This window comes from Ktedonobacter racemifer DSM 44963 (genome assembly GCF_000178855.1).
GTDB lineage: Bacteria > Chloroflexota > Ktedonobacteria > Ktedonobacterales > Ktedonobacteraceae > Ktedonobacter > Ktedonobacter racemifer.
Genome location: NZ_ADVG01000005.1, coordinates 396,857 through 420,053 on the forward strand (window position 1 = coordinate 396,857; position 23,197 = coordinate 420,053).

13 protein-coding genes and 2 pseudogenes are annotated in these 23,197 nt (G+C 54.4%); 8 read left to right on the forward strand and 7 right to left on the reverse strand.

Annotated features, from left to right (window positions below; genetic code table 11):
• Positions 1-26: 26 nt before the first annotated feature.
• Positions 27-3,233 carry a DUF6788 family protein gene (locus KRAC_RS55870; protein ID WP_040448515.1) on the reverse strand — a complete coding sequence of 1,069 codons (3,207 nt, stop codon included), beginning with the start codon at positions 3,231-3,233 and terminating at the stop codon, positions 27-29.
• Positions 3,234-3,992: 759 nt separating this feature from the next.
• Between KRAC_RS55870 and KRAC_RS55880 the strand changes: the two genes are divergently transcribed.
• The 3 genes from KRAC_RS55880 to KRAC_RS55890 all read left to right on the forward strand — a co-directional run bounded on the left by KRAC_RS55880 (position 3,993) and on the right by KRAC_RS55890 (position 7,456).
• Positions 3,993-5,375, forward strand: coding sequence for an ABC transporter substrate-binding protein (locus KRAC_RS55880; RefSeq protein WP_007922304.1), 1,383 nt, complete (start codon positions 3,993-3,995; stop codon positions 5,373-5,375).
• 147 nt (positions 5,376-5,522) lie between these two features.
• Positions 5,523-6,491 carry a carbohydrate ABC transporter permease gene (locus KRAC_RS55885; protein WP_007922305.1) on the forward strand — a complete coding sequence of 323 codons (969 nt, stop codon included), beginning with the start codon at positions 5,523-5,525 and terminating at the stop codon, positions 6,489-6,491.
• Positions 6,488-7,456, forward strand: coding sequence for a carbohydrate ABC transporter permease (locus KRAC_RS55890; protein ID WP_007922306.1), 969 nt, complete (start codon positions 6,488-6,490; stop codon positions 7,454-7,456). The genes KRAC_RS55885 and KRAC_RS55890 overlap by 4 nt, the downstream gene beginning before the upstream one ends.
• 32 nt (positions 7,457-7,488) lie before the next feature.
• Here the strand turns inward: KRAC_RS55890 and KRAC_RS55895 are convergent, their stop codons facing one another.
• The gene (locus KRAC_RS55895) at positions 7,489-8,379 is read right to left on the reverse strand and encodes an AraC family transcriptional regulator (RefSeq protein WP_007922308.1); all 891 of its coding nucleotides are present in this window, start codon (positions 8,377-8,379) and stop codon (positions 7,489-7,491) included.
• Between the two features lie 182 nt (positions 8,380-8,561).
• Here KRAC_RS55895 and KRAC_RS55900 point away from each other — a divergent pair, with 182 nt between their 5' ends.
• Positions 8,562-11,939 carry a DUF5107 domain-containing protein gene (locus KRAC_RS55900; RefSeq protein ID WP_007922310.1) on the forward strand — a complete coding sequence of 1,126 codons (3,378 nt, stop codon included), beginning with the start codon at positions 8,562-8,564 and terminating at the stop codon, positions 11,937-11,939.
• Between the two features lie 98 nt (positions 11,940-12,037).
• Here the strand turns inward: KRAC_RS55900 and KRAC_RS55905 are convergent, their stop codons facing one another.
• From KRAC_RS55905 to KRAC_RS80605, 5 genes and pseudogenes are all read right to left on the reverse strand, one after another.
• Entirely contained in the window at positions 12,038-13,024 is a 987-nt protein-coding gene (locus tag KRAC_RS55905; protein WP_007922312.1) for an aldose epimerase family protein, read from the reverse strand.
• A 222-nt stretch (positions 13,025-13,246) separates the two neighbouring features.
• Positions 13,247-15,838: an NPCBM/NEW2 domain-containing protein gene (locus KRAC_RS55915; RefSeq protein WP_007922314.1), complete on the reverse strand. Its 2,592-nt coding sequence runs from the start codon at positions 15,836-15,838 to the stop codon at positions 13,247-13,249.
• 694 nt (positions 15,839-16,532) lie between these two features.
• The gene (chrA, locus tag KRAC_RS55920; protein WP_040448725.1) at positions 16,533-17,714 is read right to left on the reverse strand and encodes a chromate efflux transporter; all 1,182 of its coding nucleotides are present in this window, start codon (positions 17,712-17,714) and stop codon (positions 16,533-16,535) included.
• A gap of 123 nt (positions 17,715-17,837) precedes the next feature.
• Positions 17,838-18,140: pseudogene (locus tag KRAC_RS80600) on the reverse strand (rhodanese-like domain-containing protein); the annotation flags it as partial.
• Positions 18,141-18,216: 76 nt separating this feature from the next.
• Positions 18,217-18,390: pseudogene (locus KRAC_RS80605) on the reverse strand (VOC family protein); the annotation flags it as partial.
• Positions 18,391-18,912: 522 nt separating this feature from the next.
• Between KRAC_RS80605 and KRAC_RS64555 the strand changes: the two are divergent.
• The 4 genes from KRAC_RS64555 to KRAC_RS55940 all read left to right on the forward strand — a co-directional run bounded on the left by KRAC_RS64555 (position 18,913) and on the right by KRAC_RS55940 (position 23,165).
• Positions 18,913-19,644, forward strand: a complete 732-nt coding sequence (locus KRAC_RS64555; RefSeq protein WP_244422619.1) for an ArsR family transcriptional regulator — start codon at positions 18,913-18,915, stop codon at positions 19,642-19,644.
• Positions 19,645-19,738: 94 nt separating this feature from the next.
• Positions 19,739-20,737: an NAD-dependent epimerase/dehydratase family protein gene (locus tag KRAC_RS55930; protein WP_007922322.1), complete on the forward strand. Its 999-nt coding sequence runs from the start codon at positions 19,739-19,741 to the stop codon at positions 20,735-20,737.
• 399 nt (positions 20,738-21,136) lie between these two features.
• Entirely contained in the window at positions 21,137-21,745 is a 609-nt protein-coding gene (locus KRAC_RS55935; protein WP_007918819.1) for an IS607 family transposase, read from the forward strand.
• Positions 21,714-23,165 (forward strand): RNA-guided endonuclease TnpB family protein, encoded by a 1,452-nt coding sequence (locus KRAC_RS55940; RefSeq protein WP_040448517.1) that lies wholly within the window; start codon positions 21,714-21,716, stop codon positions 23,163-23,165. The genes KRAC_RS55935 and KRAC_RS55940 overlap by 32 nt, the downstream gene beginning before the upstream one ends.
• Positions 23,166-23,197: the final 32 nt, after the last annotated feature.

Genomic DNA, 23,197 nt, shown 5'->3' on the forward strand with positions numbered 1-23,197 from the left:
GAGGCCACCTGTTGGGAGGAATCAGGTTAGAGCAGTGAGAGGGCACGTGCCCGGCTAATCGCCTGCGTGCGGCTAGAGGCTCGCAGCTTGCCGAGCAGGTTGCTGACATGTTTCTTGACCGTGGGCAGCTCGATCACCAGGGTCTGGGCGATCTCCTGATTGGAGGCTCCTGTGGCCAGCAGGCGCAAGACTTCCTGCTCACGCTGGGTCAGGGAAGCACCCGGCACGGAGAAAACAGCCGATGCCTGCTGCGCAGAGGAAAGAGCAGGCTTGGGAGTGGGTGCCGCCAGGGATGTGCCTGCGCTTTGCCGCTCCTGCTCGAAAACGGCCAGCAGCTTTGAGATATAGGCTCTGGTGGAGGGAGCCAACTCATGCTGCTGGGAGTGCGGAGTGAGCAGTGCCTCAAGTGTCTGGCGCATCGGTCCGCCTTCATCCAGGTACACGCGCAGGTAGCCCTCTGGTTCGGTCAAGGCAAACAGGCGCTCCGCGACCTCGTGGGCTTGCTCGTTCTGGCCTGCGTAGTGCAGCGCCACCATGTACTGGGCCAGATACGTGAGGGTGATCCTGCTGTTGGCCGAACGACCCAGACCCCCGCTAAAGCGCTCCAGCAGCTCCAGCGCCTCTGTCCAACGAAGCTCTGCAAAATACACCCGCATCACGACCGGGAAAGCGTCATACAAGCTGCGTTCCCATGCCCCTTCTGGAAAGACAATGCTCACCGCCCAGTCGGCTGCCTCCTTCATCTGTCCCTGGGCCAGCCACCACTGTGCTCGCATGATGGGCAGCCAGTTCCGACGGTGATATCCTTGATATCCTTCCAACTGCTCAAACTCTTGCAATGCTTGCTGGACAGCAGACAGATCTCCTCTCGCCAGCTCAACTTGCATCAGGCGGATGTATCCCGACAGGAGTAAATCACTCTGCTGCCAGGTAGCGGCATCCTGAATGACCGTTCGCAGCCAGCCACGCGCCTCTTCCAGCCGATTCCACTGATACAACACCATCGCCAGGACATCCTTAAAGTACCCTTTGAGCAGGGCATAGCTCGCCGTCTGCTCGATCAGGTCGAGGGCGGCCAGACTCTCCTGATAGGCTAGGCGCAACTGTCCCGCCTCTTCTGCCGAGAGCGCCAACCACTGTATGACTCTGGTAGCCGCAAAGTGGCTTCCCGACCGGCGCACCCGCTGCCTGGCATCCAGCAGTTGCGGCAAAAGCTTCGCTCTCTCTTGCCGGAATGTGTAGTAGACGACGTTACAGAAGAGCGGGAGCATGTGCCAGATGACCTCCTCGTCCTGGTCAAGCTCCTGCATCTCCTGATGGAGGGCGGGCAAGCGCTCATACGCCGAGGCCTCTATCGCCTCATACAAGGTCATCCCCGCGCGTAACAGGCGCAGACGCCGATGCAGCAGTGCCTCCGAGGCCTCGCGGGCCTCCAGATCGATGAAGCGAGAGGCCGAGCCTGCGCGCGTAGCCAGGATCTCCTGGTTGGTCTCATTCGCTTGATGCTGCAAGGCGGCTTCGACCCGCGCCATGAGTTGCCTCACCTGCTGGTGGCGACTTTCGCGCAGCTCGCGGGTCGAATAGGTGACGGGGTGGAGCAGGTAGAGCGCTGTGGTGAGCGCCAGGCGTGTGTGTTCGCGCACCAGCGGATCAGGCAGCGCCAGCACCCAGCGCGCCATCGTTGCCGCCTCTCCACGCACCCAGAACTGCTCGACCGTCTGCTCCATCAGCCGCGCTGCCGTGGAGAAGGAAGCTCCGGCAAGCGCATGGGTAATGGCCTCGGTCCACTGCCCCTCGGCCTCATAAAAGCCGGCGGCCCGGCGGTGCAAGAGCGACACCATCTCTGGTTGGCTGGTGTGGAGCGCCGAGAGCAGGGCTTCACGAAAGAGATCATGCAGACGATAGGTGCGCCGCTCCTCATCCAGGGGCACCAGGAAGAGGTTCGCTCGCTCCAGCAACGCGAGCATTTGCTGACTGGCCGCCTTCGTTGGTGCGGCGGTGACGGCCTGGCACACAGCAGCGTCCAGACGCGAGAGGATGGCGATGTGGAGTAAAAAGTCACGCGTATTGGGGGACAGACGTGCCAGGATGTCCTCCTGCACGTAGTCCAGCAGATACCGCTGACTACCGGTCAATGTCTCAAGGTATGCTGTGCGATCCTCACGCTTCTGCATAGTGAGCGCGACCAGGTGCAGACCGGCGATCCAGCCTTCCGTCCGGCTCACCAGCCGCTGCAACTCTTCTTCCGAGAGCGGCGGGGAGAGCATCTTGCCCAAAAACTGACTCGCTTCGCCCTCCTGGAAGCGCAGCTCGTCCGCACGAATCTCGGTCAACTGCCCGTGGGCTCGTAGACGCGCAAGGGGCAGGTCTGGGTCCACGCGGCTGGAGAGGATCAGATGCAGATGAGCGGGCAGATGCTCCAGGAAGAAGGCCATGCCCTGGTGAATGACCGACTCTTCTATCACCTGATAATCGTCCAGAATGAGGACGATGGGAGCAGGATGCGCCTGCTGGCTTTCCAGCTCATGGAGAAGCACGGAAAGACAGGAGGAAAGCGGCGGTGGCTGGGGCGATTGCAACTGTGCCACCACGTTTTCCCCAAAGTTCGATGCCAGACTGGGGCAGCGGCGCAGGGCCGCGATCAGCGCGACCCAGAAGCGTGTCGGGCTGTTGTCCAGTTCGTCCGGCGAGAGCCAGGCCACCTGCGTCTTTTGCCGGTGCGCCCAAACCGAGAGCAGCGTGGTTTTGCCCCAGCCCGCCGAGGCAGAGAGCAGGGTCAGTGGTGTCGAAATCGCCTCATCGAGTGCAGTCAGCAAGCGTTCGCGCTCCACCAGGGCGTTCGGCAGTCGCGGCGGAGCAAGTCGGCTGGAGAGCGGCATCATCCCCTGCTCGGTCGTGGTCGCGGGCTGCCGCGCGTGCAAGAGCGAGCGCGCAGTCTCCTCTAACCGCGCCAGCGAGAGGCTTTCCGTTTGTCCGAGATAGCGCTTGCGGGTGCGGCCCTCTTTGGTCTGGTAGGCATACCAGTATGCACCTCCACGTGGCCTCTTCTCCAGGTAGACATTCAAACTCCCAGACGCGCCGTGGAAGGCAAAGGAGGTCGCCTCGCCGAGCCAGGCCAGCCACACGGCTGGCTCTGCCGGTCGAAAACGCTGCTTCAACTGGCCCTGCGTGTACAGCTCATAGAGACGCTGCTCCCCGGACCACATGAGGGCGTGAAGAGGTGCTCTTCCCATCAGGTCTTCCCTGTGCCTCCTTTGTTTCCAACTGCCCCTCAATTCCTCCCAACACCAAGAAGTATACCAAAGAAGAAGCCAACAGGGCAAGGGATGCGCGACGATCCATTCGGTCAACGACTTGTTCGTCTGCATCCTGCGGCGGAGGCTTTCGATGCTCTCCTCGATGCGTTCCTCCGACACGGAATGGTCCCGCAACGAGTGGGCAACAGCCGATACCAGGGGAAAGAAGAAAAAGGTGGGCCATACAGTGCCGATAAGATGCACCGGATAAATATACTGCGGATCGTCACCTATCTTCGTGCACACATTCAATGCAAGCCTTCGTGTTCTGAACGTCGAACATCGCCCTCTGCTTGTCTCAAATAGGTGGCTTGACCAGTTCATCCAGATGTCTGAACAAAATTTCCCAACAGAGTATTCTGAAACACCTAAAAAAGCTCTGGTATTCGCGTTTCATGCGGAGTGGTGCGCCAATCGGCGCATGACGTTTCATGTATGCGTGGGGAGTCGTCACATTCTTGAACATCTTGATGACTTCCGCATCTCTTTGGCGCCTGCGGCACTCAGGGGGTAAGGTTCTCCTGAGAAGGGAAACCATTATATTGTCCATCCGAATCACCATATCGTCAATTGTTCCTAAGGTGTGTCGATTTTATACTAACAGCAGATATTTCCACTGAAGGTTGTTTTAATTTAAATTCATAACATGGAGGCAGTGTTGCCTCTACACAACGACGAGAGAAAGGTGTCGTCCATATGGCCAATACGGAAAAGAGTAATATTTTCCAGGACATCATGCAAGGCAAAATTGGGCGCCGAGATCTCCTGACGCGGGCACTGATGGTCGGTATGACTGCTGGCAGTCTTGAGGCCTTACTGGCGGCCTGTGGAGGAGACCAGGGAAGTGGCGGTGGCAGCGGCTCCACAACCGTAAAGTACGCGAACTGGGCATCCGCTGAATCAGCGACGAAGACGCAGATCGACCAGGCACTGAAAGATTTTGAGACGCAGTTTAAAGCCAAGGTCGAGAATATTGGCATTCCCTTCGATAATATGCTCACGCAGTTGCAGACTATGACCACAGGCGGTAATCCTCCTGATGTCATGGAGCTCAGCGGAAACTGGCCCTATGCCCTTGGCGGAGGCGGCGCGCTCCAGTCGCTCAATTCCTACGCTGGGAGTTGGCGCAACGATGCCTTTACCAACACCTTTGAGGTAGGCACCTATAAAGGTCAGGTCTACGCAGTTCCTTTCAGTATCTCGCCACATGGTTTCTGGTATAACAAAACCATCTTGCAGAAGTATGGCCTCAGCCCCGATAAGCCTCCCATTTCCATAGATGAACTCAATAGTGTAATGGAAGAGCTACGGGCCAAACTACCGGCCAATGCTCATCCGATCGGTATTGATATATCCAAAACCGAATATGCACTCGTTGGCTTCTGGCCCTGGATCTGGACCTTTGGAGGCGATCCTATGCACGAAGACGACCAGGGTAACGTCACCATCAACTGGGCAGATGATGGAACGGTAAAGGCCTTCCAGTGGCTGCAAGATGCGGTAAAGAAAAACTGGACTCCGCCCGATCAAGCCATCAAAGCTGAGCGCCAGTTGATGTCGACCGACCAGATGGTCTTCAAGCTCGATGGTCCTTACCTGACAGGTATCCTCCAGAGCGATAATCCATCCGTCTATAAGTCTGTCGCTGATGTCAATACACATTGGGGCGTGACCACCACGCCAGTCGGACCGGGACAAAGCGCTCCTGTAACCTGCGCCGATATTCACAACCTGGGCATGTCGGCCAACTCCAACAATAAAGATCTGGCCTGGAAGCTTATTGACTATCTGACTTCCAACAAGCAAGTACTGACCAACTACCTGGTTACAGAGGGTGTCTTCCCTCATAAGAGCCAGGTTACAAGCGGTGGCCCGTATGCCAACCTCTTCTCAGACGATATCAGCCAGGCTTTTATCAACAAAGTCTTCCCAACCATGCGTCCGCCAGCCTATCATCCTAAGTATAGCCAGGCCGCGACCTATGTCGTGACCGCGTTACAGGATATCGCGGGTGGCGCGAATGTGCCCAAACGTCTTGCGCAATTGAACACAGATGTGAAAACCGCCTTTGGGCAGTAGGCGCTCCATCACCACGAAAGTGGATATATAACGTACGCATATATCATTGTGGAGAGAGAATGCAAGCTGTTTATCGAGAGCAATCTCGATAAACAGCCTGTATTCTCGCATGTTCGTTTCTAGCATCACGAGAAGAAAGGTGGTCACGTGTCTCTCATCAACACTCGGGTGCAGAAGTCACATGCTTTCAGGAATCGGCCATACTATGGACGTGGTCTTAACGGCCCATTGCTTTTCTGGGTTCTGCTCACACCATCGCTGATCCTGTTCATTGGCATCATCTTCTACCCCCTTTTTAACACGATTCTGCTCTCATTCCAGTCGCTGAACCTGGCCGATCCTCTTGATAACAACTGGGTGGGCTTGAAAAATTATGTCGATGTGCTAACACGGCCAACGTATAATTTTTGGAGTTCCGCTGGATTTAGCCTCCTTTTCAGTGTCGTCACTACCTGCGTCTCGTTTGTCATTGGTTTTCTCTTCGCGATCATCCTTAACCAGCGCCTGCGCTTTCAGACGCTCTGGCGCGGTCTGGCCCTCATTCCCTGGGTCGTTCCATATGTCGTGGTCGCCTATCTCTTCTTCTACATGTACAACTCTCAGTATGGGATCATCAACCAGCTTCTGACCTCGATCAATCTCCTGGGATGGCACCCTTTCCCTCAGCCACTAGCATGGTTTGGCGGTGATGGGAAACTGGCTATCGTTGCCGTGATCTTCGCCAGCATCTGGAACAAGTTCCCTTTCTTTACGTTGATGCTGCTCGCGGGCCTGCAAACAGTCCAGCAGGACTTACTGGATGCGGCGACCGTGGACGGTGCTGGGATGTGGGGGCGCTTCTGGCACGTTATCGTGCCACAGCTACGCGGCATTATTGTCGTTGTCACGACGCTTCAATTCATCTGGAGCCTCAACGAATTCACCATCATCTACTCGATGACCCAGGGCGGTCCTGGCAATGCTACCAATAACATCATTGTCAACATTTACCGCACGGGTTTCATGAACCAGAATATCAGCATTGCAGCTACCATGGGCACGATCTGGCTGATCATGCTCCTCCTCCTTACCAATTTCTATATCCGTATCATGGAAGGGAAGGCTGGGTCCCAATGAGTAAAGACATCTCTAACCGCCAACCGCTGATCACCGTACAGGAAGAGGCGAATGAAGAACAGGCGCGCACGCAGAGCGTAATTAGCGCGGATCAGCAACATTCGCGCCACGCCGATGCGCAGCGCCACCGCACAAGGTATGTCTTCATGCGCATTGTGACCTACGTGCTTCTTGTCGCGCTACTACTGTACGCCTTCTTTCCCATCTTCTGGCTCGTCTCCACGTCCTTTAAGTCGCAGGGGGAAGCCTTCTTCTATCCGCCTACTTTCTGGCCACATCAATTCACGCTGCATAGTTACCAGATCTTGCCAGCGGACCAACAAGGCTTTGTACGCTACTTCGCCAACAGCTTGATCGTCAGCGTCTGCACATGCCTGCTGACACTGCTGGCAGCTGTGCCTGGTGGTTACGTCCTCTCGCGTTTCCACTTTCGCGGCGTTCGAGCAGTGCTACTGGTGATCCTGGCGACACAGATGTTTCCATACGCGGTAATCTTGATCTCACTCTACACCCTGTTTCGCCAGTTGCATATGTTAAATACCTATCCCGCCCTGGTGCTGGCCTTTACCACCTTTTCCTTGCCCTTTAGTATCTGGATGGTTAAGGGATTTTGCGATACGCTACCTACCGATCTTGAAGAGGCGGGGCGCATTGATGGGTTGAGCCGTGTGGGCGTCCTGGTACGTATTGTCTTCCCTTTAATCGTTCCTGGCGTGGTCGCGGTTGGCTTCTTTGCCTTCCTCAATTCCTGGAATGAGCTGCTCTACGCAGTCACGCTGACGACCAGCCCGGATATGCGCACTATTCCAGCCGGCTTTATCGGTACCTACGTGGGTGAGTTCCAGGACCGCTGGCCCGATATGATGGCGGCCAGCGTTGTGGTCTCGCTCCCGATCGTGATCCTTTTCACCATCTTCCAGAAACAACTGGTAAGTGGTCTCACAGCTGGCGCGGTCAAAGGTTAGCGGAAATTCTCGGCAAGGCCGGTATAATCCTGCTAGCCCTGCCGCGTCCGGCGATAGTCGCTAGGAGGTTGACCAATCACCTTACGAAAGACGCGCGAAAAATAATAGGGATCATGAATGCCAACGCTCTTGCTTACCTCTTTGATACTCGCATTTGTCATGTCAAGATAGAGACAGGAGCGTTGCATCTTCAGACGCAGGTAGTAATCAATCGGGGAATAGCCAGTCACCTGTTTGAACATGTGGATAAAGTGAGGTTTGGAGAGGTTGACATGGTGGGCCAGGTCGTCGAGCGTGAGGGAGGACTGTATTTGTTCAAGCATATATTGGATGGAGCGTTCGATGACCTCTTTCTTGTTATCGTCCTCCTGCGCCTCCCCATGCAAAAGTATACACATTCCTAGCAGGTAGTGCAGTGCCTGCGTCACGTAGAGATAGTGTCGCAAAGAATAACCTTTATACTGTAGAATACTGTAACACTCCTCAAAGAGATTGATGATTTTTGTGGCCTGAGTGGCGGGGACATGTAGCGTTGCGTTAAGCATATCAAACTGTTGAACGAAATTCACTACCGCCTCGCCCTTCAAGTGAAACCAGTAAATACTCCAGGGATCGTCTTCGCTTGCTCCATAAATATGCGGCGTCCTGGCCGGAAGCACCAATAGTCTGCTCTTGGGTATACGCTGTTTCTTGCCCCTTTCCAGGATGACCCATCCCTCACCTTCTGCACAATAGATAAAGACATGCTCATCACAGCCATTTGGTCGCTCACGGTAATGGTAGCGCGCATGGGGAAAGAAGCCAATATCAGTGACATACAGAGGCTTCAAGAGTGAATGGTGCGAGGCATCTTCCAGGAAAGCCTCCGGAAGAACAATGAGCTTCTGAGCCTCAAAGCCATCCGCCTTTTGTATTATCTTCATCGTGCCTTGGCTCCTTCGTCCACACAAAACAATCAGAGGGACCGGCCCTCCCTTCAGGCAAGCGTTAGGAGGGACCATTATATAGTCCATCATAATCACGATATCGTCAATTGTCAATATAATTGCCTGCCTGTACACTAACATCAAAACTATAGTTAGTAGTACCAGGATGGATGATACGCATGGAAGAACAATCCAGTTCACAGGTACGTGTGTGGGACGAAGATGTTGTCATTCCCACCTATGCCACTGGACAACCAGACAAAAATCCAATGTTCTTAGAAAAACGGGTGTACCAGGGTAGCTCAGGCAAGGTTTATCCCTACCCGGTCATCAGCAAGATTGAGAATGAGAAGACGCTCCAGTCCTATCACCTCCTATGCCTTGAGAATGAATACCTGCATATTGAACTTCTGCCCGAGCTGGGGGGGCGTATCTATCGCGCGCTCGACAAGACCAACAACTACGATTTTGTTTACTATAATCGCGTCATCAAGCCAGCTCTCGTCGGGCTGACTGGGCCCTGGATCTCTGGTGGCATCGAGTTTAACTGGCCACAACACCATCGACCAAATACGTATGGCCCGGTCGAATATCGTATTACGCATAACCAGGACGAGAGTAAGACCATCTGGATAAGCGAAATAGATCGTATGTATGGCACGAAGATGACGGCTGGTTTTACACTTCATCCAGGCAAAGCTTATCTGGAAATCCAGGTACAGCTCTATAATCGCACGCCCGAACCACAGACCTTTCTGTGGTGGGCCAATCCCGCGTTCGCCGTCAACGAGCATACCCAGTCCGTCTTCCCCCCCGATGTCCATGCCGTCTTCGATCATGGGAGACGGGATGTCTCCCGCTTCCCCATCGCCACTGGCACCTATTACAAAATGGACTATTCCGCAGGGGTGGACATTTCGTGGTATAAGAACATTCCTGTCCCGACCTCTTATATGGCGTACCAGTCACGCTATGACTTTATTGGTGGATATGATCACGCGCTACAAGCCGGACTCCTTCATGTCGCGAGCCATCATATTTCACCGGGGAAAAAACAATGGACATGGGGCAATGGCGAGTTTGGTAAGGCCTGGGATCGTAATTTGACCGATGAAGATGGACCATATATAGAACTCATGGTTGGCGTCTTCACCGATAATCAACCCGATTTCTCCTGGCTCCAGCCCTACGAAACCAAATCCTTCAGTCAGTATTTTATGCCCTATAAAAACATTGGGCTCGTCAAAAATGCCTCGATTGATGCCGCAGTCAACCTGGAAATCGACGACGCGAACCATCTCGCTAGCATTCAGGTCTATGCCACAGCTCTCTTCTCTGGTGCCGCGATCGAGCTGAAAGGCAAGCATCAGCACTATCTGCACGAAGTCACGATGCTCTCGCCTACTCAAACCTTCACCACCACGGTACCACTCAACCCTGAAGAACAGGCACACGACGTCACCATTACGGTCAGCGACGCGCAAGGGCGCCTCCTGGTAGCCTATACGCCAGTCCAACCGGAGATTGCGAAATTACCGGAGCCCGCCTCTCCACTTGGAGCCCCTGAAACACTGAGCAATAATGAGGCCCTCTACCTGGCTGGACAGCACCTGGAACAGTATCGCCACGCGACGTTTGAGCCCGCCCCTTACTACCTGGAGGGACTCAAACGCGATCCCGGTGACAGCCGCATTAACGTCGCGTACGGCAAGCTCCTCTTCCAAAGAGGACTATTCCAGGCAAGTGAAAGCTATTTCCGCACCGCCATTGCAACCCTTACCCGCCACCATCCCAACCCCTACGACAGCGAAGCCTACTATCAGCTTGGCCTGACCTTAAAGTTCCAGGGACGACTCGACGAAGCCTTCTCGGCACTCTACAAATCTACCTGGTCGGAGGCCTGGCAGAGCGCGGGCTACTTCACCCTCGCCCAGATTGCCTGTATGCACCAGAGATATACCGAGGCACTGAAATTGGTTGAGCTCTCACTGCAACACCATACACATAACTACGAGGCTCGCCATCTCAAAACATCACTGTTGCGTAAGCAGGGGCGTGTGGACGCGGCCATGCATTTCGCCATTGAAACGACGCAGCTCGATGCCGCCGATTTTGGCGCGCAGTATGAGTGTGTTCTGCTTCATGTGGCAAAAGGTGAAGAGGGGCTGGCGCGGGATAATGAAGAACAATTGACCGCTTTGATGCGCAGAGATGCGCATAACTATATTGCCCTGGCAACCGATTACGCACACAGTGGGCTTTATGAGGAAAGTATCGCGCTGTTGTCCCGCCTGACAAGCGAGAACCAGGAAACTCTCTCGCCCATGGTCTACTATTACCTCGCCTATTTTTGTGACCAGGCAGGGCAACAGGAGCAGGCACAGATCTATCGCCATGCAGGCCAGAATGCGCCTACAGACTATTGTTTCCCCAACAGCCTCGATGATCTGATCGTCCTTGAACATGCCACGAATGCCGATGCGAGTGACGCCCGGGCCCACTATTATCTCGGCAATTTACTCTATGACAAGAAGCGGCATACAGATGCGATACGCCATTGGGAGACCGCAAGAGCGCTCGACACTGGCTTCGCGACGGTCCACCGTAATTTGGCCCTGGCTTACTACAATACGCTGCACCAGCCGGAGCAGGCGTTGCGCTCACTCGAAACGGCCTTTGAGTGTGATCCAACCGACGCCCGTGTGCTCTACGAGTTAGACCAGCTCCGCAAAAAAATAGGGGTTGCTTCTGAAGAGAGGCTCGCAACCCTGGAAAAGCATCGGGGGCTCGTCATCGAGCGTGATGATCTCTACCTGGAATACGTCACCTTGCTGAATACCCTACAACGCTATGAAGAGGCACTGGCGCTACTTACTGAGCACATCTTCCATCCCTGGGAAGGCGGCGAAGGGCAGGTCGCCCGGCAGTATATCTTCTCGCATGTCGAGCTAGGGAAGCGCGCACTCCTGGCGCGAGATAGCCAGCGAGCCATCGACGAACTTCAGCAGGCACTCATCTATCCCGAGAACCTCGCGGAAGGGAAATTGACGGGCACACAGGAGAATAACATTTACTACTACCTGGGTTGTGCTTATGCAGAACAGGAGCTTGTAGACAACGCGAGAGAGTGCTTCCAACGCGCAGCCCATGGACTCGAAGAACCCACTAGCGCGATGTTCTACAACGATCAGCCACCAGATATGATCTTCTATCAAGGACTTGCGCAAATCCAACTCCAGGAGCAACAGAAGGCCAGGAGTCGCTTCCATAAGCTGATCGATTATGGCGAGCAGCATCTCTTTGATACGGTCAAGATAGATTACTTCGCCGTCTCGTTGCCCGATTTCCTGGTCTTTGAAAGTGATCAGGATAAGCAAAATGAGATTCACTGTCACTACATGCTGGGTCTTGGGCATCTTGGCCTTCAGGAGTACGAGCAAGCCAGAACGCATTTCGAGCAAGCCTTGCGCTTAGAACGCTATCATCAAGGTGCTAAGATCCACCTTGCAATGTGTAGCGATCCCGCGCTACTCTTTATCTCCTCGAAGGAAGCCTGATAGAGTTTTTCCATCGCCTTTGAGTAGGGGATATTGGTGTGGGGGCTGGCATCCGCCAGCCCCCACACCAATATCCCCTACTCATGAGCTTAGTTCTTTTAGCGTGCGCTGAGATGAATCTCAAGCCACCACTCTTTCATCCCATTGGCCGGTAACATCTCATATCGCTGATATTTCTCGACCGCATCTTCCAGCGAGTCCTGTGCTCCTATGCATGGCTCTAGACCAAGGTTGTAGTAGGGGGCGCCACCCATGCCCGAGTAGCCCCGGGCATTCATCCATATCCCAAGCTGCGGAAGCTTGGCAGTATCAAAAGTAAAGCGAAATTCCCCGTCGTGCGCTATCAGTGCGGCAAAACCTTGTGCAAGAGTTTGACTCCATAGCTTGATTCCGATGCCCGCAGTCTCGTCAGGCATGTAGCTCAAATCCCATTCATGCTCGCCTAGCATGGCATGGATCGGCCACGCCTGTTCACCACCTTGAAGGTCAAGTTGTGCAGGCATGCTCACCCATGTGTTCATACGTGTGTTGTCTGGCAACTGTATGCGCATTCCGGGCTCGACAGCGAAAAGCGGGTGGCTGCTCCAGATAAATGCAGTGTCGTTATCAGACAGGTTCACAACGCGATAGTCAAACCGCAGGCTAGGTGAGTCCGCGGTGATGCGGATGATACGTTGGAACACATATGGGAGACCAATGCTTTGGACCTGCATGTCGATTATCAAAGTGGTCTCAGTATCCCCATCGCACTTTATTGACCATTGCAGAGGCCAGATCTCTCCGTGGTCTGGTATGCTTCGACCCTTCCAGGGGGGAAGGGGATAGGAGCACGCGCTCACAGTGGGGAAGCATTCGTCCCACCCGCCTGTATCGGCCTCCTGTACATACGAGGTTCCATAACCATGCAACTGATATGGAAGCTGGGTGTTCGTCCAGAGCCATTCCCGTCCATTGCGCAGATCGCGAATACTGCTGATCTTTCCACCTAGATCTGGGATGATCGTCAGAGATAGGACCTGATTGGTTATGTGCAGTGCGCGGAAACCTTGGATCTCAGTTTCTTCTACATGAATTTTGCCTGACATGGAATTTCTCCACTTATTTTTACTCAATATCCATATAATTTCGGATGAGTCAGGTGCGACCTCCTCGGCTCGCAAGCTCGCCTTTGGGGTATTGGTGTGTGCGCGTGGGAAACGGGGCAATGTTTTGTTTCCCACGCGCACACACCAATACCCCAAACCCCTTCGTGCCGCAGACGCGAAGGGGCATGGTGGTGGGGTGCTGACTTTTACATTGCATGGGCATTAAGCGGCAGGTATATCAGCCACATTGATCTCGGCGGCAGATGCGTAGCCACCGACACCACTTGTGGCCTCGAGCCTGACATATCGTGCCTGCTGGGTGCTAAAGCTAACGGATTTGAGAGACCGGTCGGACGACCAGGAGCCGCTCGCGACCTTTGTGAACGTCGTCCCATCAGTGCTGACATAGACATTATAGCCAGTAATGTTTCCTGTCGTAGACGTGTCAAGGCGTGGCTGGTAGGTCAGCCCGGCTATGCTCTGAACACTCCCAAGATCAATGGTAATTGCTTGGGGCATCGGAGCTTGCGGAGTGAATTCGTCATGCCAGATCGTATTCAGATTGCCATCGACGGCTGCGCTGGCTGGGTAACCATCGTGGGCACTCGTTGCGGTCGCACTCAGCGTTGACTGCGGCACAAAATGCGGCCAGGGACCATTAGGAACAGTATTGACCGGTGCACCGCAGGTCAGCTGTAAATCTGCCCAGTCGGTACGATCATTATAGTTACCGTCACCTCCATCATCGACGTGTAGAGTGAGCACCTTCGCTCCAGTCAGGTTGACATCAACAGGTTTGGTTGCGGCCCGGGTGACGAGTCCACTGTCGTAGATCTTCGTCCCATCAGCGAATATCTGGAATATTGCTGTGCCGCCTTGTGGGTTGATCTGATTCACAATGTCGTTGATCCCAACCGTCGCGGACAGGCGTGTGCAATTATTTCCCAGGTAGTACTCAACATCGGATTGTGGAACAACACCAATGCCCTTAGAATAGGTATGTCCTTGTAACGTAATCGGGTATCCTTCCACGCTGGCATTGGGGAATGGAACGCTATAGCTACTGCTTGCATCGAGCCAGTAATGATCGCTGAGGTAACCAGTGCCAGATGGTGGCGCTGATGGCACGGTTACTGCTAATTGGGTGCTTGTGCTCTCCTTATGGTGATTACCCCATTGGTATGTCGCAGTCACTGAGAGAGTGTAACTGCCAGGAAGGGTACCAACTGATGGCGTTACGAGCCAGGTCCCTTTGACTTGCTCCCCAGTTCCAACAGTATGGGTACCGACAGGTTGCTTTTTCACCTGCCATCCCTGGGGGGCTGAGAAATCGAGGCTCACATCATTAACAGGTTTACGCCCGTAGTTCTCAAACATCGAGGAAACAGTCATACCCGTTCCAGGGAGAGCCAGGTAAAGATTCGATCCAGGATAGGCCGCAGGCGTGCTTGGGGCTGATAGGCTTGTTGACGGAGGAGTCTCATTTCCAGCTTTTTTGGAAACACGGTAAAGAATGGCACTCTGTGGCGCAACGGTTGCGCTAATTTGCCCCGCCGTCTCTGTACTCTGGTGTGCCCACAAATTGTTCAGCGTGTAATCAGAGGCATAAGCAAGACCAGTATCGGCCGCGCTGGTTGTGATTGTCAAAGGACTTGTTCCTCGATTAAGGAGGGCAACAGCACGATCACCGTTGGCAAGAGGCTTGACCCAGACATCGCCATTGCCATCTTGCTTAATCCGAGTCCCCTGCACGCCAAGCGTATCCTGGTCCACGGCTATGACATCGCGATTGGTCAACATCCCCTGGATTGTCGCGGACATGTTGCGAATATCACTCCCAACAATTAAAGGGGCGGCAACCATAGACCACATAGTGAACTGAGCCTGCGACTCAGCATCGGTCATGCCAAGCCCTGGTCCAAGATAGTCGGGATCGTTCCAGTGCCCAGGTCCGGCAGCTTCGGGATGGGCGGCATCGTGGTCCAGGTTTCTCAGCACATCGGGCCAGAGCACGCTATTGGGAAAACCGACATCAGTGTCTGTGCGCCACGAATTACCAGTGTTTGGACCAAATGAGTAGGAGTAATATGCGGATTTTTGCAGAGGTGGGTTATTCTGACCGAAGACATTTGGCGGGAATGGATTGCAGATATTGAACAACATAGGCCTATGGCTGTTGTTATTCAGGAGTGCATCACGAAACTGGCCATATGCCGTAGCTGGATCTAAATCCAATTCATGACCGCCACAGAAGTCTACCTTCACCGCGTCAAATCCCCAGGCAGCAAACTGGTCTACATCCTGCTGATAGTGGCCGTAACTGCCCTGATTGGCGCCGCCACAGCCATTGCTTCCTGCATCCGTATAGATACCAGCCTTCAGCCCCTTGGAGTGGATATAGTCCGCGATCCACTGCATGCCATGCGGCCATTGCGTCGCGTCAACAGTGATATTGTTGTTGTTATCACGCGTACCAGACCACCAACCACCGTCGATCCAGACGTACTGATAACCGGCTGCCTCTAATCCACTACTTACCATCGCGTCGGCGATACTGACAATTGTCTGCTCATTAAAATTACTGCCGAGTCCATAGTAGGTATTCCATCCCATATAAGGGGTGATGGCAAGACCGTTGTCCAGGTTGGCCTGAGCTTGTACAGGCTGTGTCGATCCAAAGAGCATAAACTGCACTGCAATAGCTAGAGCCAAGCTCACTGCAATAGCGGCACGAACTACATGTCTGCTCACTACAGCGCGTGGCCTAAAACACAGCGTGCGGGCACCGCTCGATAGATTACGTACAATATTCACGTTCTCTTTCCTTCAAGGTACGTGGTGCACTGATCGTCCATGATCAATGATTTTATTGGGGAGCTCTTCTTTCATAGAGAAAGAAGAAGTGCTCCACTCTTTCAACAAAAAAGCTTTCCGTATCAAATGATGAACTGTCGTCCGCTCGTATTGTCTACATGATAAAAATAGTAGTTACGTTCTCGGAGAAGATAGCTCCTTTCACAATGAAGAATCCCTTATGATTGTTAGTGGTGCATTTGGCAAGTGAGAAGGAGAATTTGTGGGGAACACCCCACGCCCCGGCAGGAGGGGTCCCTCCTGCAATTCCCCTTTTGTGCTGGATGCACCATGAGGAAGCAACCATAAGTGTTCATCCTATTCCTAAATATTGCCATGCACGATTTTGCGATTTGTTGTTAGTGTATCGTTGGAAGTATCTGCCTACAATTGACGATCTAGTGGTAACAATGGACAATATAATGGTTTTGCTCATCAACTCTTCATGAGCGGACCGCCTTCCCCTATCTTTCAAGTGGGGCAAGGTCATCCCCTACATGATCGGTATATTTGGCTACTAACAAGTGCAACTGTAGTGAGAGAAGAGTAAACAGCCGCAAAGTAGCGGGCATGACGGGCATAGTATCGTTCAACATGGTACTTTTTGCACGTTGAAGGGCGCGTAAGCCCTCCGATGGCACTAGGAATCGCATCGTTACAGCAAGCTCATGCTAGCCCCCAGCAGAGCGGAAAGGACGACCACCACCCAGGGCGGCACCTTCCAGAGCACCAGCAGCCCAAAGGCAATGAGGCTCAGGGCGAAATCGACCGGTGCGTGAATAGCACTGGTCCAGATGGGTTGATAGAGTGCTGCCAGCAGGATACCCACCACCGCCGCGTTGATGCCACGCAGGGCGGCCTGGAAGGCTTCAATGGTACGCAGTCGGTTCCAGAACGGAAGAATGCCTGCCACAAAGAAAAACGAGGGCAAGAAGATGGCGGCCAGAGCAATCAGTGCTCCCAGCCACCCATTGGGCGCGGATTTACTCACTGTTCCCAGGTAGGCCGAAAAGGTGAAGAGGGGGCCAGGAACCGCTTGCGCGGCCGCATAGCCGGTGAGGAACTGATCATTGCTGACCCATCCAGCCGGAACCACTTCACGCTGCAAGAGCGGCAAGACCACGTGTCCACCGCCAAAGACCAGCGAGCCAACGCGAAAGAAGGTGTCGAAAAGCGCCAGGGCCTGATTATGCACGAAGAAGCGCAAGAATGGCAGCCCGAAGAGGAGCGTGAAAAACACGATCCAACACGCAACGGCAAGCCGACGTGGTACGTGGAGGGGCAGGACTGCGGGCTTAGAAACCTCGGCCCTTTGGAGGAAACGCCAGCCGAGCAGTCCGCCAACAGCAAGGATGAGGATCTGTCCAATAACCACCGGCCACAGCAGAATGGCAATGGCCGAAAGGATGGCGATGGTGGCGCGTGGACGATCAGGACACTGTGTCCGTGCCATGCCCCACACGGCCTGCGCCACCACGGCGACCGCCACGATCAAAAGGCCACGCAACCATCCTGCCTCCGTTATCCCTTGGCCCCCCGCAGTGACGGAGGCAAACATGGTGAGGGCAATGGCCGAAGGCAAAGTGAAGCCGAGCCAGGCGGCCAGTCCCCCGAAGATGCCTGCACGCGTCATCCCCAACGCAATGCCCATCTGGCTGCTGGAAGGACCAGGCAAGAACTGGCACAAGGCCAGCAGATCCGCGTAGTTCTGTTCATCGAGCCACTTGCGGCGCACGACTATTTCCTCTCGGAAGTACCCCAGGTGCGCGATAGGCCCGCCAAAGCTGGTCAGACCGAGCCGCGTAAAGACGAGCAGCACTTCCCAAAAAGATCCCAGCGGTCTGAGGTGCGCGGCATCCTTGTTCCCTTGTGCCTCATCTGCATCGGCGTTGCTCTCTTCTTTTTGTGCTTGTTCCACTTTTCGTGCCTCTTCGATTGGGAACAAGAGGTTCTTCCAGTTCGGGTAACCGCCAGTGAGCACTCGCGCTTGGTAGCCTTGTTCCCGCAACAGAGCTGCTGCCCGTTCCCCCTGTGACTCCCCCTGATGAGACATGTTGCAGTAGGTGACCACAAGCTGATCATGGGGGAGCTCCACAAGTCTGTCAGCAAGCTCTCCCAGAGGAATATGCACGGCTCCCTGCACATGTCCACTTGCGTACTCATCGATGCTGCGCACATCGATGACCAGGGGTTGCTGCTCACCGAAGTCCCCGTCGTGCAACTCCTGTGGCTTGATCTGATGGGTTGTTGGATCGTTCTTCATGCGTGTTTCCCGTAAGTGTTTTTTTGACAGTAGGTGTAAATCTCAGAATTCCCATTGAGTGGCACCATTGAGTGGTGCGAAACTGTGCTCCGCTCAAACGCAGCGCCTCGACCAGACCGGCAAGATTTTTGACCTCGATCTGGATGCGATTCCAGCCTCCAGGTGCAGGCTACCTTCCATCCGGCATGAGCTGGGCCGCGCCGCCTGACCCACCCACAACCGAGAGGAGGAGGCGCAAGTTCCCTCTGGTATCGAGGTTGTACACGAAATAGCGAATGTTGACAGTCATGGGAGGTTATCCTTTCTGTTTGACGTACGCAACTGAACGACAAGTCCTGGAACGAATGGGGGGGAACCACATCTTTTTCGTCCCCCATGCGCTCCGCTTCGCCGAAAGAAGGGCTTTCCTCTTGGAGAGACCCTTGCCTCGGATGCACGAGCCATTTCATCTAATCTCATTTGAAGCAAATATATTTAATAGAAATATAGCACGTCTCCTCAAAAAAAGGCAAGGTCAGAGGGACAGCCAGTGACTGTCCCGTGTTTTGCGGGAGAGCTGCGTATGAGTTCTAACGAGATCTGGTCCTTCCTCTCGCTGTCAGCAGGGAGATCATCAGTGGTTACAAGCGTGGGCTGTGGCTCACGCGAGACCCCACCATGAGGCCGTCTTCTCCAGAGCCACAGACCTTCTCTCTTGACTTTTCAACCCCACTCGGGTTATAGTTTTCTTAAAGTGGATTGCTTCAAATAAGATTGGAATAAAATGATGCAGATGAGAGAACAGCCAGCACCATCGGTGCTGAAACTCCTGGCGCATGATCTGCGGTGGACGTTACTCCAACAGCTCACACGGAGCGATTACCGTGTAGCCGAACTCGTTGCGCAGGTGAAGCAGCCACTCAATCTGGTGTCCTACCACTTACGCCAGCTCCGCCAGGCGGGCCTCGTTCATGAGCGACGCAGTACTGCTGATGAGCGCTCGTTTTACTACAGCCTGGACCTGCAACGCCTGCACACGCTCTACCTGGAAGCGTCGTCAAGCCTCCATCCGAGCCTTGGGGAAGCGATCTCTCCAGCACAGCGTACGCAATGGCACTTTGACAGTCCCCCACCGCGTCTTCTGTTTCTCTGTACGAGCAACAGCGCCCGCTCTCAGATGGCCGAGGCGCTGGTGGGTCACCTGAGCCAGGGACAGGTCCAGGCGTTTAGTGCCGGGAGTCATCCTGCCCAAGCGGTCCATCCGTTGGCGATGCTCGCCCACAGGGTGCTCCATGAGATTCATGGCGCACCCGAAAAGGGCCTTGTTGGGGTATCGCTATGTAAGTTGGAACCTTCCGCTCGGCCTCGCGGGCGATACGAGTATAATCTGAACAATGAAAAAGTTCCGAAAAATTTTCTGGAAAGGAACTTGACCCCATTTGCCCTACTGGAAGCGTGCTTGGTTGTGCTCTTCGCTCGTGTTCGCTATACTCAGGCGGACGTTCCCAGTTCCGACTCCGTCTAGTAAAGGCCCAACCTGCTCAAGCCTCTCTTGAAGACAAAGAGACTGAGTATCAGCCTTTTCTGCCAGAGACAAGCAGCAAGGAGGTGAATGGTCCATGAAATATTTTGTAACGGGCGCCACCGGCTTTATTGGTGGGTGTGTGGCGCGGCAATTGCTCGTAGCAGGGCATAAGGTCATCACACTGGCGCGCACGCCATCCAGAGCACAAGCATTGGAGGCACTGGGTGTCAAGGTGCATGCGGGCGATATTACCGACAAAGAAAGCTTGCGCACCCCGATGACGGGCGTGGATGGGATTTTTCACATCGCAGCCTGGTACAAAATAGGCGCACGGGATACGAGTCAGGCCGAGACGATCAACGTGGATGGCACACGCAACGTGCTGACGATGATGAAGGAGTTGGGTATTCCCAAGGGCGTCTATACGAGCACTCTGACGGTCTTCTCCGATACCAGGGGGCAGATAGTAGATGAGAACTATACGTACACCGGAACCACTTTTCTCAACGAGTATGATCGCACGAAGTGGAAGGCGCATTACGAGGTGGCGAGGCCAATGATGCAGGCTGGACTCCCACTGGTGATTGTCCAACCAGGGTTGGTCTATGGGCCGGGCGACGCCAGCATCGTTCACGAGGGGTGGGTGAACTATCTGCGCGGAAAGCTGCCCATGACGCCCAGCGGCACAACGTATTGCTGGGGTCATGTCGATGACACGGCGCACGGGCATCTGCTGGCCATGGAGCAGGGCAAAGTCGGTGAGAGCTATATTATTGCCGGGCCGAAGTACAGCCTGATTGAAGCGTTCACTCTGGCAGAACAGATCAGCGGCGTGCGAGCCCCACGTCTGCATCCAGCACCCTGGATGATGAAGGCACTGGCCTCGATGATCGGACTCATTGGTGCTGTGTTTCCTCCGCCAGAACCCTACAGCGCGGAGAGCATTCGCAGCAGCGCGGGTGTCAGCTACCTGGGCAGCAACGAGAAGGCCCGGCGAGAACTGGGCTACGCGCCACGCACGCTGGAGCAGGGACTGCCAGAAACGCTAAAATACGAGATGCAACAACCGGGAATAAGATTCCAAAAGAGGTAAATGCGGAGATGGGAGGGTGGCAGCAAGATGTGCGTGGCGTGATGGGGGTGAACAATGGCGGCAACTCTAGCTCTGCTTTCTTGACCTGAAAACCGAGTCATGTGCACTTTTGATGTATGGAGAGAATATCGATGGGCTTACTCTATCACTCCCGGTTTATGGACGCAACCAAGCGACCTCTACCGAAAGTGAGCAAGATCCCTCTTTGGAACTGCCCACGGGATACGCAACGAGATGACAACAAGCTAGCAGCGTGAAGAAAAAAGCGACCTCTAATGAGAGAGCAACAAAAACCACTCTCAAGAGGAGGTCGCTTTAGGTATCCATTTTGTATAAGCAACCATCACAAAGTATCATCATCTCTTGCATATCTCAAGCAGATAGAGTATACTTGGATGTATGAAGTTATCGAGTTATGCCAAGAAGATTGGGATCAGTTATAACAGCGCCTGGCGTATGTGGAAACGCGGCCAGATTCCCGGCTATCAATTGCCCACCGGCACCGTGATCATTGATCCGCCAGAGCTTCGCTCGGTTCCGGTCCACGCCGTCGCTGTGTATGCTCGTGTTTCAAGCAGCGAAAACAAAGACAACCTGGAAAGGCAAGCCGAGCGGCTGGTGACCTGGTGCAATGCCCAAGGCTGGTCGGTCAGCAAAGTCGTCAAAGAGTGCGGCAGTGGCATCAACGATCAGCGGCCCAAGTTTCTGGCGCTGCTGGCAGATCCCAAAATCGGGCAGATCGTGGTTGAACACAAAGATCGCGCTTCTCGCTTTGGCGTGGCCTATATTCAGACCTTGTTGGCTATGCAAGGACGGAAACTGGTCATCGTCAACACCGCTGATACCGCCGACGATGATCTCATGGGCGATTTTATCAGCATCATTCCCTCGTTTTGCGCTCGTCTTTATGGTCGCAGACAAGCCAAACGCAAGACGGAACAAGTGCTAGCGGCTTTGCAGCAGAATGGACCCGCCTGTGAGCAAGAAGCCCCAAAAAGCCTCGCTTGATGAGAAAAAAAAGCGCAAGCGCAAAAAGAAGACGAAGCAGACCATCACTCGAGCGGTGACCCATATCCGTCTCATTGAGGCCAATCCTGGCAAACTTGAGGCGCTCGATCAGCTTGTGGCGGTTTACTTGCCGCTGTGCCAACAGTACACCACCCTGTTTTGCGAGGCCGAGACAAGCCCGGACAAGTACCAAGAAACCGTCTTCAAAACCGATCTTTCCGACCGCTTGCATCGAGTGGCAATACAGCAAGCCGCAGGCATTGCCAAAAGCTTTCGCACGAATCGAGCGAACGCCTATCAGGCGTACCTGGAAGATGTGGCTGATTACGCTCAGGCCAAGGCTCAGGCGGAAGGCCGGATGTCCGCCTTCAAACGCCGCGAACCGACCTGGACCGAATGGGATCTCCCTGTGCTGCGTGTGCCAGTCATCCAAGCCAATGTCAACGTGGTGGTGCTCGAGAAGTCGGAGGACTCCACGTTCGACTACTGGCTGCGCGTGTCCACCTTAGATGTCGGGAATCCGCTTCGAGTCCCAGTCAAACTCGCCTCCTATCACAAACGAGCACTCGAAGGCCGCACGCTCAATGCATCCACAACACTTCACAAGCGCAATGGAGTCTGGTGGCTGACGCTCTCCTTTGACGAGGACGTTCCTCTTCAAACCAAGCCTGACGCCCCTACAGTAGGCGTCGATGTGGGCATTGCCCATTTCCTCACGACCTCCACCAATAAAGCGTATGGCAGTTTTCATGGCAAGATGGCCCGACAGCACAAGCACGATCGGGAAAAGCGTCGCCGCAAGGCGAAACTGCGAGCCTGTCTGGAAAAGAAAGGCGTCCCAAAGGGCAAGCTTCCTTCGACAAGTTCTGAAACGTCGCAACGCTTGAGCCGTCACGTCAAGCAAGAGATCAACCGGGCGGTCAATGCGTTGGTCAAAGATCATCGAGATGCCAGACTCATTTATGAGGACCTCAATGTGGCCTCGATGCGCTTCAAAGCAAGGGTGATGAACAGTTATCTGTATGCTTCTCACCTGGGGCATATCCCAGAGCAGCTGGCCTGGGCCGCCGCCAAACAGGGCATGGCAGCCCACACGGTCCGAGCCGCCTATTCCTCTCAGGAATGCCCCCGCTGCCATTATGTCGATCGCGCTAATCGGCCGAACCAGAAAACCTTCAAGTGCCTGGTCTGTGGTTACGCAGACCAGGCCGACCGCAAAGCCGCACAGACGCTCGCGGGACGCTGGGGGGATCGGAAACTGGCGGCATGTCGCTCGACCTCGGAGGTCAAGGCGCTCCTCATGACGCGGCATGAAGCGTGGAAACAGCAGAATCAGCAGAGGATCCAGGATGCCGGGCCTCCCGTCCAGTTGAGCTTCTGGGATCCCCCAGAGATGTTCCTGGAATCATCTCACGAGTGAGCATCTCTCAGTAGAGAGAGGTGCATAGGATG